At 70.2% G+C, this 17146-nt stretch carries 16 protein-coding genes; 8 read left to right on the plus strand and 8 right to left on the minus strand.

Translation table 11 applies throughout. The features are described 5' to 3' along the window. Positions 1-11 precede the first annotated feature (11 nt). The 3 genes from IEZ15_RS11670 to IEZ15_RS11680 form a co-directional block, all read right to left on the minus strand. On the minus strand, positions 12-905 hold the full coding sequence (locus IEZ15_RS11670) for an esterase/lipase family protein (RefSeq protein WP_189276339.1): 894 nt from the start codon (positions 903-905) through the stop codon (positions 12-14). Positions 906-1088: 183 nt separating this feature from the next. Then, positions 1089-2096 carry a DNA polymerase Y family protein gene (locus IEZ15_RS11675; protein WP_189276341.1) on the minus strand — a complete coding sequence of 336 codons (1008 nt, stop codon included), beginning with the start codon at positions 2094-2096 and terminating at the stop codon, positions 1089-1091. After that, on the minus strand, positions 2093-5590 hold the full coding sequence (locus IEZ15_RS11680; protein ID WP_189276343.1) for a DNA polymerase III subunit alpha: 3498 nt from the start codon (positions 5588-5590) through the stop codon (positions 2093-2095). The genes IEZ15_RS11675 and IEZ15_RS11680 overlap by 4 nt, the downstream gene beginning before the upstream one ends. Positions 5591-5769: 179 nt before the next feature. Here IEZ15_RS11680 and IEZ15_RS11685 point away from each other — a divergent pair, with 179 nt between their 5' ends. Beyond that, entirely contained in the window at positions 5770-6807 is a 1038-nt protein-coding gene (locus tag IEZ15_RS11685; protein ID WP_189276345.1) for an ABC-2 transporter permease, read from the plus strand. A 174-nt stretch (positions 6808-6981) separates the two neighbouring features. Here the strand turns inward: IEZ15_RS11685 and IEZ15_RS11690 are convergent, their stop codons facing one another. Continuing rightward, positions 6982-8388: a protein kinase domain-containing protein gene (locus IEZ15_RS11690; RefSeq protein WP_229845837.1), complete on the minus strand. Its 1407-nt coding sequence runs from the start codon at positions 8386-8388 to the stop codon at positions 6982-6984. Positions 8389-8944: 556 nt separating this feature from the next. On the opposite strand from IEZ15_RS11690, the gene IEZ15_RS11695 reads away from it, so the two are divergent. Continuing rightward, positions 8945-9823 (plus strand): septum formation family protein, encoded by an 879-nt coding sequence (locus IEZ15_RS11695; RefSeq protein ID WP_189276349.1) that lies wholly within the window; start codon positions 8945-8947, stop codon positions 9821-9823. Positions 9824-10317: 494 nt separating this feature from the next. Further along, a complete protein-coding gene (locus tag IEZ15_RS11700) occupies positions 10318-10539 on the plus strand; it encodes a hypothetical protein (RefSeq protein ID WP_189276350.1) in 222 nt (73 codons plus the stop codon). Here IEZ15_RS11700 and IEZ15_RS11705 read toward each other — a convergent pair. After that, entirely contained in the window at positions 10533-11084 is a 552-nt protein-coding gene (locus tag IEZ15_RS11705) for a DoxX family protein (RefSeq protein WP_373302549.1), read from the minus strand. The genes IEZ15_RS11700 and IEZ15_RS11705 overlap by 7 nt on opposite strands. 230 nt (positions 11085-11314) lie before the next feature. Here IEZ15_RS11705 and IEZ15_RS11710 point away from each other — a divergent pair, with 230 nt between their 5' ends. Then, on the plus strand, positions 11315-11965 hold the full coding sequence (locus tag IEZ15_RS11710) for an alpha/beta hydrolase (RefSeq protein ID WP_189276352.1): 651 nt from the start codon (positions 11315-11317) through the stop codon (positions 11963-11965). Between the two features lie 323 nt (positions 11966-12288). Here IEZ15_RS11710 and IEZ15_RS11715 read toward each other — a convergent pair whose 3' ends face one another. After that, positions 12289-13449 (minus strand): alkaline phosphatase PhoX, encoded by a 1161-nt coding sequence (locus IEZ15_RS11715; protein ID WP_189276354.1) that lies wholly within the window; start codon positions 13447-13449, stop codon positions 12289-12291. Positions 13450-13575: 126 nt separating this feature from the next. Here IEZ15_RS11715 and IEZ15_RS46395 point away from each other — a divergent pair, with 126 nt between their 5' ends. After that, entirely contained in the window at positions 13576-13707 is a 132-nt protein-coding gene (locus IEZ15_RS46395) for a hypothetical protein (RefSeq protein ID WP_268250372.1), read from the plus strand. A 225-nt stretch (positions 13708-13932) separates the two neighbouring features. Here the strand turns inward: IEZ15_RS46395 and IEZ15_RS11720 are convergent, their stop codons facing one another. Beyond that, positions 13933-14373: an ATP-binding protein gene (locus IEZ15_RS11720; protein ID WP_189276356.1), complete on the minus strand. Its 441-nt coding sequence runs from the start codon at positions 14371-14373 to the stop codon at positions 13933-13935. Between the two features lie 251 nt (positions 14374-14624). Between IEZ15_RS11720 and IEZ15_RS11725 the strand changes: the two genes are divergently transcribed. Both IEZ15_RS11725 and IEZ15_RS11730 read left to right on the plus strand, forming a co-directional pair. Next, the gene (locus IEZ15_RS11725) at positions 14625-15470 is read left to right on the plus strand and encodes a helix-turn-helix domain-containing protein (protein ID WP_189276358.1); all 846 of its coding nucleotides are present in this window, start codon (positions 14625-14627) and stop codon (positions 15468-15470) included. Then, positions 15467-15673 carry a DUF397 domain-containing protein gene (locus IEZ15_RS11730; RefSeq protein ID WP_114243741.1) on the plus strand — a complete coding sequence of 69 codons (207 nt, stop codon included), beginning with the start codon at positions 15467-15469 and terminating at the stop codon, positions 15671-15673. The genes IEZ15_RS11725 and IEZ15_RS11730 overlap by 4 nt, the downstream gene beginning before the upstream one ends. 86 nt (positions 15674-15759) lie before the next feature. On the opposite strand, the gene IEZ15_RS11735 is transcribed toward IEZ15_RS11730, so the two are convergent. Continuing rightward, positions 15760-16035, minus strand: a complete 276-nt coding sequence (locus tag IEZ15_RS11735) for a hypothetical protein (RefSeq protein WP_229845838.1) — start codon at positions 16033-16035, stop codon at positions 15760-15762. A gap of 170 nt (positions 16036-16205) precedes the next feature. Between IEZ15_RS11735 and IEZ15_RS11740 the strand changes: the two genes are divergently transcribed. Next, on the plus strand, positions 16206-17081 hold the full coding sequence (locus IEZ15_RS11740) for an alpha/beta fold hydrolase (protein ID WP_114243742.1): 876 nt from the start codon (positions 16206-16208) through the stop codon (positions 17079-17081). The last annotated feature ends 65 nt before the right edge of the window (positions 17082-17146 follow it).

Here is a 17146-nt window from a genome sequence, read left to right on the forward strand (position 1 = left end):
GAGTCCGTGGGCTAGCCGATGACGGAGGCGCAGGTGGTCGGGGTGGCGTGCGCGGGGTCCAGGGCGTTCGCCACCTCGTGGTAGGCGATCCGGTCGACGGTCCCGATCGCCACATGCTCGGACAGGTCGACCGGGCACAGGTCCTGGAGGAGGACATTGCGTACGTTCGGCCCGTCCAGGAATTGCGTACGGTACGGGGTCACGACCTCGTCATACCTGGTCGCGATGACCGTGTAGCGCACTCCGGGCACGGTGTCGCCGCCCGCGTTGAGTTTGGTGATGAAGGCGGAGCCGGCCACCTGGTCGGCGAGACCGGGCGTGTTGGCGTTCAGCAGGTCCTCCGCTCCCGGGAAGTACGGCAGCAGTTTCGTCAGTCCGAGGAGGGTGGTGCCGTGGTTGTCGGGCGCCAGCCCGATCAGGGCGTTCACCTTGGCGGCGCCGCCGAGGAACTTCAGGTAGTAGTTGGGCATCATGCCGCCCTGGGAGTGGCCGACGATGTCGGCCTTCGGCGCCCCGGTGGAGGCGAGCACCTGGTCGACGAACGTGGCGAGCTGACCGGCCGACTTGTCGATCGGACCGAGGCCGTTGAAGAACGGAACGCCCGGCAGTTGCCCGTAGTCGAGCGAGTAGACGCAGTACCCCCGGTTGACGAGGTAGGGGGCGAGGACGAGCCAGTTGTCGATCGAGTTCCCGAAGGTTCCGTGGACCAGGACGACGGGGCGGGGATGGGCTGCGGAGGGCTTGCAGGAGTAGTCGTTCCAGCCGCGGGAGGTGGCTGTGGCGACGGTGGGGGCGGCTGCAGCGGCAGTGGCCGTGGGGGTGGCGACTGCCGCGACGGCGAGGAGCAGTGCGGCGAGGGTTCTCCGCGCACGTGGGGTGCGCGGCGCACGGGTCCGGGGCAGCATCGTGTGGTCTCCTTGCGGCTCAAGGGAGTTGCGATGTCTGTGCACCCTGCGGCCCGGACCACAAGTTCTGACTGCTGAATTTCCTGTGTGCTCATGCCAAATTACGGGCGAGTAAGGTGGCGTGGGAAGTTACGCGTCGGTAAAAACTGATGAGTAATCAACGATGTGGCGCCAAGGGGCCGATCAGGCCGCAAGCCGCCCCGGCATCACGGCCCGCGGGCCGAACCTGGCACGCAGCCGGTCCGCCACCGCCTCGATCCGGCGCGCCTGTTCGTCCACCGGGTCGAACGACAGTTGGTGCGCGGCCCGTTCGGCATCCGTCAGCCCCTCCGCGCGCAGCGCGATCCCCCGCACCCGGGCCCGCTGCAGAGCGAACGAGTCATGGATCCGGTACGCGAGTTCGGTGAGCGCCGCGGAGTGTGCGGTGGGCTCCCGGAGCACACGACTGCGGGTCAGCGTCGAGTATCCGGTCCGGTCGGCATAGCGCACGGAGACCGAGAGCCCCCGGCACACCTGCCCGTCCCCGCGCATCCTGGCCCCCAGCTCCTCGGTGAGCGACATGAGCGCGCGGCGCTGCCGCTCCCGGTCCAGCTCGTCGCGCGGGAAGGACCGTTCGGCGGCGATCGACCGGGCGGCGGCGCCCGGTACGACCGTCGTACGGTCGATGCCGCGCGCCCGCTCCCACAGTTCACGTCCCGTCCGTACGCCGGTGATCCGCTGCAGGGTGCCGAGCGGGGCCGCAGCGATCCGGCCGACGGAGTCGAGCCCGTACCCGCACAGGGTGCGGGCCGTCGCCGCCCCCACGCCGTCCAGCGCGGCGGCCGGCTTGGCCGCGAGGAACTCCGCTCCCCCGCCCGCGGGGACCACGAAGGTCGTCCCGGGCCCGGCCTGCCGTGCCGCCATCCGGGCCAGCATCGGGTTCTGCGCGGCCCCGATCGCGCAGTCCACGCCGTGCAGGGCGAGCGCACGGATCCGGATCACCGAGGCCAGCCCCTTCACGTCCCGCCCGAAGTAGCGCAGCGCGCCGCGCACATCGGCGAGCGCCCCGTCGGGCGGGACCGCCTCGACCACCGGGGTGAACGCACCGAGAAGGGCGAGCAGCCCCTCATAGCAGGCGCTGTCCGGGAGGCCGCCGCCGACCTTGCGGAACCGCAGATACAGGATTCCCGGCGCATCATGTGCAGTGCTCATCCCGCGCTCCCCGGACTCTGGTGCCACAACTTCCTTCCGGTGGCGACGCCTTCGCCGGGCGGCTGGAGGTCGGACCAGGGGTTCATCTCGTACCCGGTGGACATCTGGATGCGACGGCCGCTGTCGGCGGGAGCAGGACCGGGAGCCTCGGGGGCGCCCTCCTCGGACGAGGGCTCCGCCGCCAGCCGGGCCGCGACCGCGTCGAGTCCGCCGGTACGCCGCAGCTCGGCCAGTTCCGCCAGGTTCCAGGCGGCCGCACCGACCACGCTCAGGCTCTGCGGTCCGCGCCGCTGCACCACTCCGCGTACCAGCAGCAGCCAGGAGTGGAAGACGGTGTGCGCGCATGCGGCATGGCTGTCGTCGAAGAAGGCCAGGTCGACCAGGCCCGTACCGTCGTCCAGGGTGGTGAAGATGACCCGGCGGCCGGAGCGGACCGGCGGGGTCTGAGTGGCCGCCTTGGCGCCCGCGACCAGCACGGTCTGCCCGTGCCGCGCCCCGCGCAGCCGCTTGGCGGAGACCGCGCCGAGCTCCTTCAGGAACGCATGGTGATCGCCCATCAGGTGGCGGGAGACATCCATGCTCAGGACGCCGAGCTCGGCACTGAGGCGTTCGGCCTCGTTGAGGTCGGGCAGCCCGATGGAGCCGGTCCTGCGCCCCTCGCCGAGCGGAAGCTGCGCGCCACCGGAGCCGGACCGCGCCCCGGTACCTCGCTGGGCACGGTGCAGTTCGGACAGATGCAGCAGCAGATCACGCCGGTTGGCACCGAACGCGTCCAACGCGCCGACCTGGGCCAGCCGTTCAGCGGCAGGCTTTCCCGGCCTGGCCCGCTGCCAGAAGTCCAGCAGCGAGGTGAAGGGCTGCCCGGCCTCGATCCGGGCGACCTCGGCCGCACTGATGCCATGGACGTCCGAGAGCGCGAGCCGCACCCCCCAGACCTCCCTCCCCCTCTCACCATCAGACACCAGTTCGATTCGATGGGCGGCCGCCGACCGGTTCACATCCAGCCCCAGCACCGGCACCCCACGCCGCCGCGCGTCCGCGAGCAGCAGCCGCTTCGGGTACATCCCCGGATCATGGGTGAGCAGCCCGGCATAGAAGGCCGCCGGGTGATGCGCCTTGAGCCACGCCGACTGATACGTCGGTACGGCGAAGGCGACCGCGTGCGCCTTGCAGAAGCCGTACGAGCCGAACGCCTCGATGATCTCCCAGGCGCGGGCAATCACTTCGGCGCTGTACTTCTTCACCGCCGCCTGCTGCGCGAACCACACCCTGATCCGGCCCTGCGCCCCGGGGTCGGAGAGCCCGCGCCGCACCCGGTCGGCCTCGTCCCGGCCGCAGCCGGTCATGATGTCGACCATCTCGATGATCTGCTCATGGAAGACGACCACTCCGTACGTCTCGCGCAGCGCCCCCTCCAGGTCGGGGTGGGGGTAGCGGACGGGTGTCCGGCCGTGCCGGGCCCCGATGAACGGCCGCACCATGTCGGCGGCGACCGGCCCCGGCCGGAACAGCGAGATGTCGACCACCAGATCGTGGAAGGTGGCGGGCTGGAGCCTGCCGACCAGGTCGCGCTGGCCCGGCGACTCGATCTGGAAGCAGCCCAACGTCTCAGCACTCCTGATCAGCCGGTACGTCTCCGGATCGCCCTGCGGTACGGCGTCCAGATCCACGTCCCGCCCCGAGGTCCTCTTGATCTCCGTGACCGCGTGCGCCATCGCCGACTGCATCCGTACGCCCAGCACATCGAGCTTGAGCAGCCCGAGATCCTCCACGTCCTCCTTGTCGAACTGCGCCATCGGGAAACCCTCCCCGCTGGTCGGCATGACAGGCACCCGACGCAGCAGAGAGGCGTCCGAGAGGAGCACCCCGCACGGGTGCATGGCGATGCCGCGCGGCAGGGCGTCCAGCGCCTCCACCAGCTCCCAGAGCCGCCCGTACCGATCCTTCTCCCGCGCCACTTCGCGCAGTTCGGGCAGTTCCTCCATGGCCGCGCGGGCGTCGCGGGCCCGGATGTGCGGGAAGGCCTTGGCGAGCCGGTCGGTCTCGGCCGGGTCCATGGAGAGCGCCGCGCCGACGTCCCGGATGGCGTGGCGCACCCGGTAGGTCTCGGGCATGGCGACGGTCGCGACCCGCTCGGTGCCGAAGCGGCCGATGATCGCGCGGTAGACGTCGAGGCGGCGGGCCGATTCGACGTCGATGTCGATGTCGGGCAGCACGAAGCGGCGCTTGGAGAGGAAGCGTTCCATCAGCAGCCCGTGTTCGACCGGGTCGGCGTGCGCGATCCCGAGGAGATGGTTGACCAGGGAGCCCGCGCCGGAGCCCCGGGCGGCAACCCGTACCTTCATCGCCCTTGCATCATCAACGACTTGAGCAACCGTCAGAAAATAGGAGGCGAAACCGTGGTAGGCGATGATGTCCAGCTCCTGGTGCATCCGCTCCCAGTAGTCGCGCCTGCGGTCGTAGCCGCGCAGCACCATTCCGGCGGCGGCGCGGGAGGCCAGTACCCGCTGGGCGGTGCGCCGACCGGCACCGACGAGATGCGGTTCGGGGAAGTGGACGGCACCGAGGCCGAGGTCGCCCTCGGGGTCGACGACGCAGGCGTCGGCGGTGCGCCGGGTCTCCGCGAGCAGCCGCGCTCCACCGTCCCGGCCGAGCCCGGCCGAGGAGGCGATCCGCTCGGCGGTCTCCGCCATCGCGCGGGCATCCTTCAGCCAGCGCTCATCGCTGTCGAGCGGGGCGCGGCGGGGGTCGACGGGGACCAGCCTGCGGGCCGCGTCGAGCACATCGGCGACCGGGCCCTGCCCGGGGTCGGCGTACCGGACTGCGTTGGTCAGCACGGCCCGCACCCCCTGCTCGGCGGCGAAGCCGACGGTACGGGCGGCGAGCCGCAGCGATCCGGGTCCGGTGCCTTCGCGTCCGTGGTGGACGACTTCGAGGCGCAGGTCGTCGCCGTAGATCTCCCGCCAGGGGGCGAGCAGTGCGGCGGCCCGGTCCGGGCGGCCGGCGGCCAGCACCCTGCCGACGTCGGAGGCGGGGCCGAGCAGCACGGTGAGCCCTTCGGCGGGCAGCTCGGACCGGCCGACCAGGGGCTGTCCGGCACCGGCGGGCGCGGGGGCGTGGGCGGCGGTGACGAGTCGGCACAACTCCGCCCAGCCCTGCGCACCGTCCCGGGCGAGGAAGGTGACCCGGGGTGCGGATTCATCGACAAAGGCGCCGCCGCGGACCGGGGCCCGCAGCCGATGCGTGCGTCCGCCTTCTCCCGTATGCTCCGCCGCCGCAGGGTCCACCGCGAGCTCCACTCCGAAGAGCGGCCGCACCCCGGCCCTCTCGCAGGCCTTGGCGAAGCGGACCGTACCCGCGAGCGTGTCGCGATCGGTCAGCGCGAGAGCGTCCATCCCCCGCTCCGCGGCGCGCTCCGCCAGCCGCTCCGGGTGCGAGGCCCCGTACCGCAGGGAGAACCCGGAAACGGTATGCAGATGCGTGAACCCTGGCATCTGCACCTCCTGGACCGATCCGCACTCACCACCCCTCGCTCTCCACCATAGACCAAGTTTCGAACATTCGTACGATACCCGGAGTGCGGGACATGCACCCGGCCCCGGACCGGCGCTCCGGTCAGCCATTCGGCCCGGTCCCACCTGCGCGAACGGCCGACGACCCGGACCGTGGGGGCATGACTTTCGCTGACGAGGTGAAGAACGCCGTCACTCCACGGGCCGCACTGCTTGTGATCGGTGTGCTCGGACTGCAGCTGCTGTTCATCGCGTCCTACGTCGGAGCGCTGCACAAGCCGAAACCGACGGACGTACCCTTCGGGGTCGTCGCGCCCCAGCAGATGTCCGCACAGCTGATCGCCGAGCTGAAGAATCTCCCGGGCGGCCCGCTGGCCCCCCGTACGGTCGCCGACGCGGCCACGGCCCGTGGGCAGATCCTGAACCGCGAGATCGACGGCGCCCTGATCGTCAGCCCCAGGAGCACGACCGACACCGTGCTGGTCGCCTCCGGCGGGGGTGCCGCGCTGGCCGACACCCTGACGAAGATCATCACGAAGGTCGATCTGACCCAGCAGCGCACAGTGCGGTCCGTGGACGTGGCCCCGGCCTCCGACCAGGACTTCGACGGGCTCTCGTCCTTCTACCTGGTCGTGGGCTGGTGCGTGGGCGGCTACCTCTGCGCCTCGATCCTGGCGATCAGTGCCGGCTCCAAGCCCGCCAACCGGCAGCGCGCGCTGATCCGGACCGGCGTCATGGCGCTGTACTCCATCGTGGGCGGGATCGGCGGCGCGATCATCATCGGCCCGATCCTCGGCGCCCTGCCCGGAAGCTTCTGGGGCCTGTCGGGGCTGGGCGCGCTGACCGTCTTCGCGGTCGGCATGCTCACGCTCGCCCTGCAGGCCCTCACCGGCATCGTCGGCATCGGCCTGGCCGTCCTGATCGTGGTGATCGCGGGCAACCCGAGCGCCGGCGGCGCCTTCCCGCTGCCGATGCTCCCGGACTTCTGGCGAGCGATCGGCCCCGCGCTGCCGCCCGGGGCGGGCACCTGGGTGGCACGCTCGATCGCCTACTTCAAGGGCAACGCGGTCACCGGACCACTGCTGGTGCTGTCCGCATGGGCGGCGGCGGGCACACTCGTCACGCTCCTGCTCTCCATGCGTCGCAGACCGGATGATGCCGCCGGTGACACGGCGCCCGTGGGATCGACGGCCGCCTGACCCAGCGGGTCGTGGCAGCGCGAGCGCTCACCGGCATCCGGGAGCCGCGCGCTGCAAAACGTCCGGCCGGGTCTCCTGTCGCATCCTGAAGAATCATGAGGAGACCCGGTGTCCGCTCGACGTGACCTCCGTCGAGGACATCGGCGACCACTGGCGGCCCTGAGCGCCGACGGTCTAGCTGCCGCCGGATACCACCGGGGCCAACCGGGCGAGGGACACTATGGCGAGCAGGACATGTCCCAGCAGGGGCACGAGCGCCGTCGCCTGAAAGACGGCGAGCGAGACGCTGCGCTGTTGCCCCGGCCGGGATGAGCCGCCCGTTGCCGTGAGCCAGATCCCCCACACAGCGACCATCAGCGGAACGAAGGCGAGGAAGGCCGGGGCGGCCTGGAGCAGAAAGGCTGGGACAAGCAGGAGGTAGGCCCGACGCAGACGCTGCGCCGCCCTTCTGTTCGCCGCCTGCGTCTGCGCCGGGCCGAGTACCGCGCCGACGCCGTGGTTCCATCCCTCAACGGGCGGTACGGGCGCCGTGGTCGGCCCCGGCGGGAAGTCACCGCTGCGGCTCGCGTACGCGTCCGCGGCCCGGGGCCGGGCCGGCTCGACCGGTGGTGGAGGAACGGGATCCGTCGACGTGACCACGGCCGTGGGCGTCGGCATGAACAGAGCGGCATCCGGCTGCGTCACCGCATGGCTGATCTGCTCGCGTACGTACTCGATCTGCGCGCGCATCACGTGTGCGTCCTGGAACCGGTTCCCGGGGTTCTTCTCCAGCGCGCGGGCCACCAGCGCCTCGACCGCCTCCGGCACCCTGACCCCCGTGGATGTCAGTGTGGGCGCCGCCGTGGTGGCGTGCTGGTACCCGATGGAGATGTGCGAGTCCCCGTCGAAGGGCAACTGACCGCTGATCAGCTGAAACAGCATGACGCCCGCCGCGTACAGATCGGATCTGCCGTCGACCGCCCGACGGCCTTCGAACTGCTCGGGGGACATGTAGTGGGGAGTCCCGATAAAACCACCGGTGGCGGTCAGTACGGTCCCTCCCGCCCCCGGCCCGTCCAGTGCGCGAGCGATGCCGAAGTCCATCACCTTGACCGCACCGTCGTCGGCCACGACGACGTTGGAGGGCTTGATGTCACGGTGCACGATTCCCGCGGTATGACTGGCCGCCAGCGCGGAGAGCACCTCCGCGGTCAGTTCAAGGGCGCTGTCGAGCGCTATGGCTCGGCCGGAAGCCGCGGACTCCGCGAGTAACTCGCTCAGCGTGGCCCCGCGCACGAACTCCATGACGAGGTAGGGAATCAGCTGTCCGTCCGCGAACCGCTCCTCCCCCGTGTCATGCACCGCGACCACGCAGGGGTGACTGAGCCTGGCCACCGACTGGGCCTCACGCCGGAAACGTGCCCGGTACTGCTCGTCGTGGGCCAGGATGGCCAGCATGGTCTTGACGGCGACCGTCCGGTTCAGCGCCGTGTCATGCGCCTTGTACACGGCGGCCATACCGCCCTGGCCGACCTGCTCCTCGATGCGGTAACGCCCGCCCGCCAGCGCCACGCCTGTCCGGATCGGTCCGGTCGCGCCCACCACTGCGTGCTCCTCCCCCGACGACCCGGCCCGGAGCCACCGGGTGGCGGCGAACGGGCAGGTCGGCCAACGAGTATATGGGCGCGGTGTCAGTCGGTCGCCAGAGGAGTCGGACGTGCCGCCGCGTCCCTGGATCTGCCGCTGACCACAGTCATCGCCGGCGTGCATGAACCGTCCGACTTCTCGGGGCTGCCCATAGTCGGGGACGATCGATCATGCCGCCCATGCGCCCCGCGCCCAAGTAGGGGCAGAGACTGCCGCCAAGCCATTCATCCCGCCCCGGGTACTGTCCGCTTGTTCGAAACGAGCCCCAGGCCAGGGGCTGTGGCGGCTGGGGCTGGAGCCGGTCCGAGCGGGTGTCTGTTACCTCGACGCGGACCGCCTGAGGCAGAAGCAGGAGCGCGGCAGACTCTCAAGCGCCGGACGACAACTCGTCCGGTTATCACCCGCACAACCACCACCGGTGCACCAAAGCGCCTGCACACAGCACTGTCACTGACATGCCATACGATGCGCACATCTGTTCGCAACCCTTCCGTTTGAGGATGCTCACGTCATGTCTCTCGGTGTCACGTCCCGTTCCCTGCGCGGTATATCCGCTGCCGTAGCCCTGATCTCGGTCGGAGCGGTGGGATGCTCCGAAGCCCTCGACAGCGCAGAGGCCGGTGCCAAGAAAGTGGTTCGCCAGCGGTCGGTCTTCTCGCTCGCGACCGGCGACTGCTACAACCCGAACAACGCGGCGCCCAAGAGCGAGGAGCTCAGCGTCGAGGTCGTGCCGTGCAAGGAACCGCACAAGGGCCAGGTCGTCGGTGACTTCAAGATCGACGGGCATTCGGCGTACCCCGGTGAGGACAAAACCGCACAGATCGCCGACGAACGATGCCCGGCCGAGGCACAGAAGTTCGCCCCCGACGCCTGGGCCCTGCCCAAGGGCGTCGACGTCTACTACTACTCCCCCACCAAGGAGAGCTGGGCGACGGGCGATCGGGCCGTGAGCTGCACGTACACCAAGGAAGCGGGCACGTTCTCCGGTTCGCTGAAGAGCAAGCCCCTGAACGCCGACCAGCTCGCGTACCTGAAGGGTTCGAACGCCGTCTACGAGGCCCTGTGGACGAACCAGCCCGAAGCAGAGCATGTCGAGGACGACTTCGCCGGCTACAAGAAGCAGGCCAAAGCCGTTACCGCCGCGCTCGGCACCCACCTCACGGCCCTGAAGAGCATTGAGCAGCCGGAGACCGTCAAGCTCCGTGCACGGCTGGAGGAGACCGCCGGTGCGTGGGAAAAGGCCGCCTCGGCCGGTGACACGGACGCCTTCTACCTCGCCTACGACCGGGCCTTCGCCGGTATCGACCCGGGCAAGACGGTCGCCGCCCGCAAGGAGCTGAAGCTCGCCACCACCGTCCCGGCCGACGAAGCCGAGGTCTGGGCCGGCTGACCCGGTCGGATCACGCCGTCCGGCCGGGCCCCCGCCGGACGGCGGGGACACCGAGGCGGCCGAGTGCTTCCGGAGTCAAACCGCGGAAGCACTGGCCGAGGCCGAGTCAGCGGTGAACACGGGCCGGGCCGGGGCTGCGGCCGCCGTTCCCTCTTCGGCTCCTCGCCGAGCACGGCGGAGGAGATCTGCCAGGTGCTGGACCGGTTCGTCCGCACGGCGGCACCGGATCCGGCACGTCGGACTGCGCAGGGCCTCCGGTCCCGGCATCCTGGCTTCGGCCAGGTGCCGGGACCGAAGAACACCCCGGCGCCTCCTCATCTCTCCGCCCCCGACCCCGGGACGAGAACGGTCCGGTGTCGCATGGATCGGCCGCCGTTCCGCTGTTCCCCGAGGCCGCTGAAATACGGCGGGCGGTCCGTACTCCGTTGAAGCCACCGAGCCGGACGCAATGCCATCGGCCCGGACAGACTCATCTCCTGCCTGCCCGGACCACCGTGCGGCCGCCGTCGCACACGGCCCTTCGGCTCCTCCGGCGCGCGGCGGTGCTCGGGGGCGCCTTCGGCCGCGACGCCCAGGTGGGCATCATCGACCAGTTGTACGCGCTCGGCCGCGAGACGGAGGTCGAGGCACAGCTCCCCAGCATGCAGACCACGATCGCCGCCACCGGGGCATGGAGTGGCGTGCGACACGGAGGGGAGGGAGCCCTGCCTCAGTGACGCAGCAGCAGCGTGACGCCGGCCACGGCGGCACCGAGCACGATCGCGGCGACGCCGTAGGCGATCCGGTGCGAGCGCAGCCAGGGCAGCAGTCGGTCCACGGCGATCCGGCCGGGGCCGGTCAGGGCGAGCGTCACCGCGGTCAGGGCGATGAGGATTTCGTACTCGACGCCCTGTGGGGCGAAGAAGCCGCCGCCCCACTTGACGGAGATCGCGTTGACAAGCGTGCCCGCGACGGCCGCGGCGGCGAGCGGAGTGAGCAGACCGAGCGCGAGGCCGAGCCCGCCGAGGGTCTCGCTGAGCCCGGCCACGACGGCGAACGCCCTCGGTGAGGGGTAGCCGGTGGCCGCGAAGAACTGCCCGGTGCCGTCGATGCCACCCCCACCGAACCAGCCGAACAGCTTCTGGGTGCCGTGCGCAGCCATGATCAGGCCGAGTGCGAGGCGCAGGACGAGCAGGCCGATGTCATAGGCGCGGGCGGGGGCGGCCGGGGCCTTCTCGGGCGCGGCAGCGGGGCGGGACAGGGCGGTGGCAGGAGTGGTCAAGGGAGGGGCTCCTCGTGGGGCGGGTGGCAGGGGCCGCACGACGCCGGGCGACACTTCCACATGAACTTGAAACTTCAAGGTAACTCACGAATCAGCTTTGCTTCAACTTTCAAGCAATTCGTGTAAGGTCGACGCCGCGGCCGACCGGACCGCGGCGCCGCTTCGGCTCCCTGCTTGTGCACAGCGGTCGGCTGCCACCATGTCCCGTACGTGCACCAGGAGTTGCCGCTATGCCGTACACCGTCGCCCCCACCATCCGCTGGTCCGTCGAGCCCGCCCGCAGGCCCGGCACGCCGCTCGTCGTCGCCCTGCACGGGCGGGGGGCGGACGAGGCGTCGTTCGCGCAGCTCGCGCCGCATCTGCCGCAGGGCGCCACGGCCGCCTTCGTGCGCGCCCCGCTGGCCGAGGGTGCTGGATACGCGTGGTTCGCCAACCGGGGCATCGGGCGCCCGTTGCCCGACTCCATCGCCGCGACCGCCGACTGGCTGTTCGGCTGGCTCGACATCGAGGCCGCGGGGCACACCTCGGTCTCGCTTCTCGGCTTCTCGGGCGGCATGGCGATGGCGGGCGGTCTGCTGCTCGCCCGCCCGGAGCGATTCGCCGCCGCCGTGCTCCTGTCCGGCACGCTGCCGTGGGACGCGGGCCTGCCGGAGGAGCCGGGACGCCTGGCCGGGGTGCCGGTCTTCTGGGGGCGGGACGACGCGGATCCGGTGATCCCGGCCGGCCTTGTGGCCAGGACGGGTGAATGGCTGCGCGAGAAGTCGGGCGCCCGACTTGCGGAACGCCGCTACCCGGGGCTCGGACACGGCATCGCCCTGCCGGAACTGGCGGATGCCTCGGACTTCTTGCAGGACATCTGGAGTGCCCCGGGCCGGCAGTGATGCCTGGCGAGCGCGCCGCCACCCCGGGACCACCCGCTCGACCGGAGCTCGGAGATCAGGTCGGCGACGAGTGTCGGCGCCGGCTCGTCGAGGCTGCCGCGGGGCGGCTTTCCGTCCTCATCGGATCAGACCGCAGTCCAGCAGCTCCTTCCGGGCCGCCGCGAACTCGCCGGGCACCTCGTTCCCTGCCGCCGGCCCAAAGAGCACGATCACACCGCGAGAGGCGGGCCTGGTAATCACCCTGCGGCACGGCAACGCCGTGCCGCGCACGGTGACGCCGCTGGGCGCCGCCCTGTTGAGGGGCAGCGCCCAGCCGGAGGAGCCTACGCCCGGAAGGGACCGGTCACCTCGTACGTGATGCCGGCGGACGAGCTGCCGGTCGTACCGCGCTGGCTGGAGAAATACAGCCGCTTGCCGTCGGGCGAGAAGGCCGGTCCGGTGATCTCGGAGGCGGACTGGCCGGTGATCCGCAGGAAGGGAGCCACCACGTCGTCGGGCGTGATGATGCAGATCTCCATGTTGCCGCCGTCCTCGGCGACGAACAGGTCACCGGAGGAGGAGCCGGTGACATTGTCGACACCGGTCAGCGGGGCACCCCCGCCCACCACCAGCGAGTCGTCGTAGGCGAGTTCATAGGTGTTCGTGGCCAGGTTGACCTGCCAGACGCGGTTGTCGCCCTTGGTGGTGAACCAGACGGTGTCGTTCGAGTAGTGGCAGCCCTCACCGCCGTTGAACCGCTTGGCGCCGGAGACCTGGTCACGGGTCACGGTCGGGGCGCCGTCCGGGTCCGGCACGGTCGCCCAGGTGAACGAGCCGGAGGTGGCGGTGCCGGCCTTCAGTACCTGGAGCGTGCCGGAGGACAGGTTGCCCCAGGTCGTCGGGATGAAGCGGTAGAAGCAACCGTTGGTCTCGTCCTCGGTCAGGTAGATCACCTTGCGGACCGGGTCGGCCGCGGCCGCCTCGTGCTTGAACCTGCCCATCGCGTCCCGGCGGACGGCCGCGTTCACACCCCACGGGTCGGTCTCGTACACGTATCCGAGGCTGACCTCCTCGCAGGAGAGCCAGGTGTTCCACGGGGTGGCACCACCCGCGCAGTTCTGCCGGGTGTTGGAGAGGATCCGGTACGCGCCGACGGTCGCGCCGGTCGAGGAGAACTTGACCGCGCTCGCGCCGCCGGAGGGATTGATCTCCGAGTTGGAGACGTAGATCCAGCCGGTGCCGTCGGCGAAGCAGCCACCGCCGTCAGGGGCGTTGTGCCAGGTGTAGTCGGTGGAGCCGACCTTCTGGCCGGACCGGGCGATGACCCTGCTGGTGAACCCGGAAGGCAGCTGTATGCCGTTGGCGTCCGCGCCGCCCAGTGCCCCGTAGGGTCCGGAACCGGGCTGAGCCGGGGCCGCGTAGGCGGCGCCGTGCATCAGGGTTCCGCCGAAGGCCATGGCCGAACCGCCGATGACCGCTCCACGAAGGAAATTGCGACGTTCCACTTGTCACTCCAGGGGGAGGTGGTGACTTGCCCGCCACCGGTCGGCGGCGGGGTCGCACGCTTCCGGAAGGTAGGAGTGACGAATTGACAGGGTGTGAACACCAAGGCATCCCGAGATGATGAGCGCATGCCACCCGTATCGCTGAAGCCGTATCCCAAGAACGACCGTGAACCGACCCTCGACGACCTGAGCGAACTCGTCGCCCGTGCTGAGCAGTTCCCCGGCACTCCGCTCCTGGTCGCCGAGATGCGGCAATAGGCCGCGCGCACCCACCGCCCCGTTCGTCGAGGATGTCGGCGATCCCGTCGGTCACCCTGCGGACAGCTTCGACCTCGCCTTGGCCGATCCGTCCGGCGGGCTTGGTGATCCGCTCCCGGTCGTCCGCGTTCGCCACGCGCTCACGCTTCTGCGGCGGCAACCTCAGCGGCGAGCACGAGGTGTGTCGAGGCCGGGCCATCCCCGGCGCGGCCCCGGCGACCTCCATCAATGCACCTCCGCCCAGACCGTTTTGGTGAACTCGTCGCGGACGGTGCAGCCCCAACGGTCCGCGTACGCCTCGACGAGCAGCAGACCGCGGCCCGATGCCGCGTCGCCGGACGCGGGCCCCGCTGCCGGGATGGGCGGCAGGCGCTCCGGGCGGGTGTCGGTCACCTCGATACGGACGGCGTGGGGCAGGAGGAGGAGCGCCAGCCGGAAGTCGCGCCCGGGGAGGCGCCCGTGGGTGATGGCGTTGGCGGCCAGCTCGGCGGTGACGAGGGCGACGGTTCGAGCAGTCTCGGAGTCGTACGGGCTGCCGTACCACTCGGTGAGCTGCTGGACCGCGAGGGTACGCGCCAGCCGGGCGCCACGTGGGGTGCTACTGAGGCGGAGGCTGAACTCGGGTGCTGGGTCGAGTGGTTCATTGGTGCTTTCCTGTTGCTTCACGACGCCATCGTGGGACTCGGCAGAAGTCGGTGACCAGGTGCGACGGCCGTACGGGATATCGGCGGTACGGGCCGGGTGAAGTGGCGCCGCCCTGAGTTGTACGGGTCTTGTACGGGTGCCGTACGGGGCGGGGGCCGTGTCCCTGAAAAAGGCCCTTTCGTTGAACCTTGCCCAGCCGTAGTGGAGTTGAGCAAAAGCTACGGGTAGCTGGCGGGCGGGGCGTGAACGGTGGCGGAAAGGGCGTGAGGGCAATGCGGGATACACGGAACAGCCGCGCGACGAAGACGAAGGAGGACAGCGAGCTGCCGGGGGTGTGGGTGGCCTACGGCAAGCTCCTCCAGCACCTGCGCAAGCGGGCCGAGTTGAATCAACAGGCACTCGGAGATGCCATCGGGTACTCCCTGGAACAGGTCGCGTCGGTCGAGCAGGGGCGACGACCCGCGAAGGAGGCGTTCACCGTCGCGGCGGACCGGGTTCTGGCTGCGGGCGGGGTACTGGAAGTACTCCAGGCCGATGTGGACCGGGCGAAGCTTCCGCAGTTCTTCCGCAACTTCGCCCTCATCGAGGCGGAGGTGTTGAGCCGCTTCTCGTACGATCCGCTGCTGGTGCCGGGCTTGTTGCAGACGGAGGCGTACGCACGGGCCGTGTTCGGCGGCCACTGCCCGCCGTTCAGCGACGACATCATCGACCAGCACACGGAAGCACGGCTGAGCAGGCAGAAGCTGCTGACGCGGGATCCGCTGGCGGAGTTGTCGTTCATCATCGGGGAGGAGGCGTTGCGCGACCCGGTGGGCGACAGAGAGGTGATGCGCGCCCAGTGGCAACGCCTGTTGGAGGTAGGCGAGTTGCGCAATGTCGAGGTTCAGGTCATGCCTGCCGGGCTGGGGTTTCATCCTGGGAAGAACGGGCCATTCGTGACGGTTCAGACGAAGGAACTCCGGCACCTCGGCTACTTCGAGTCCCAGGGTGTCGGGTGTGTCGTCGGCGATCCGGCAGAGGTCAGCTCATTCGGGTTGCGATATGGCAAGCTGCGATCGCAGGCCCTGAACGTCGAGGCGTCTGCGCGGCTCATCGAACGGCTGGTGGGAGAGACATGAGCGTGGAGCAGGTACCCGGGAACGTTGACGAGCTGCGCTGGTTCAAGAGCAGCTACAGCGGATCGGACGGTGGCGACTGCGTGGAGGTGGCTGCCGGCCCAGGTGCGGTGCACGTACGGGATTCGAAGGCGGCGGGTGGCGGACCGGAGCTGCGGGTCGGCCGGGGCGAGTGGGCGGCGTTCGTAACTCTCGCGCGCGGGTAGTCCCGGCAAGGCTTCCTGAACGGAACAGCGGGCTCATCGGCATCAATTGAGGTGATGCGGACGAGCCCGTTGTCATACGCGAAAGCTCAGAACAGAGCGCCCTCGGCGCCCTCACCGAAATCCGAACCACCTCGCGCCGCCAACTGCTCCTTGCGCTTCCGAATGGCATCGGCGGAGGGCTTCGGCATGTCCGGGTGCTTGGCCGGCTTCTCATGCAGGCCGAGGTGGACCTCGTCGGCGTACGCCTGGCGGTTCAGCTGGCGCAGCCGGTCGGTGATCTCGGTCCGGGCGAGCAGACCGATGGTGTAGCGGGTGCCCTGGTCGGTCTCGTGGAAGCCGTGGTCGAGCAGGAACAAGATCAAGCCAGTCGGCTTCGCGCCGGAGCCGACACCGGCGCGAATAACCAACGCGCCCCCGAACACTCCCACGGTTTCCCAACACGCAGTCCCGGTAAGTGCTCTGATGAGCCATCATCGAATCGGGCGGGAAAAGTCGGGCACGCGGTGCCCGCACCATACGGAGGAGGCGCCAAGTGCGTAATCGGGTGCGCGCAACGGACGGGCGGCATCTGGTGGTGGAGCGTCTGGGAGATCCCCGCGGCAGACCGGTCTTCCTGCTGCACGGAATGCCCGGCAGCAGGCTCGGTCCGGCTCCGCGCGGCATGGTGCTGTACCAGCGCAAGACACAGCTGATCACCTATGACCGGCCGGGCTACGGCGACTCCGACCGGCTGCCGGGCCGCTGTGTCGCCGATGTCGTTCAGGACGTACGGGCCATCGCGGACCACCTTGAGCTGGAGCGCTTCGCCGTGGTGGGCCGATCCGGCGGTGCCCCGCACGCCCTGGCCTGCGCCGCGCTGATGCCCGAGCGCGTCACCCGTACCGCCGCACTGGTCGGGCTGGCCCCCTGGGGCGCCGACGGCCTGGACTGGTTCGACGGGATGGCCGCCTCCAATGTGCTGGCGTACTCCACCGCGGCGGCCGATCCTGACGGGCTCGCGGAGTCGTTCATCTCGCGGTCCGCGGTGATCAGGAAGAATCCGGTCAGCCTCATCGACGATCTGCGCAGGGAGCTGACCGACTCCGACCGGATGGTGGTCAACGACGCCGGGGTCCGCACCATGCTGCTGCGCAACTACCGTGAGGGGCTGCGCACTTCGGCATGGGGCTGGATCGACGACGCGATCGCGTTCAGCCGTCCGTGGGGGTTCGACCCTGCGGACATTCCGGGTCCGGTGATGCTGTGGCACGGCGAGAAGGATGTGTTCTCGCCGGTGGGCCACTCCCGCTGGCTGGCCGAGCGCATCCCGAACTCCACCGTCGTGGTGGAACCGGCGGCCGCGCACTTCGACGCGCTGCACGTGCTGCCCACGATCCTCAACTGGCTGCTGGAGCCGGCTGCCTGCTGAGGAACGGACCCGGGCGGGACAGGAGGAGGCAGGGAGAGACAGGGAGCGTCCGGTGGCCGCCGGAC

Origin of the sequence: Streptomyces atratus (genome assembly GCF_014648655.1) — a bacterium.
Lineage (GTDB): Bacteria > Actinomycetota > Actinomycetes > Streptomycetales > Streptomycetaceae > Streptomyces > Streptomyces atratus.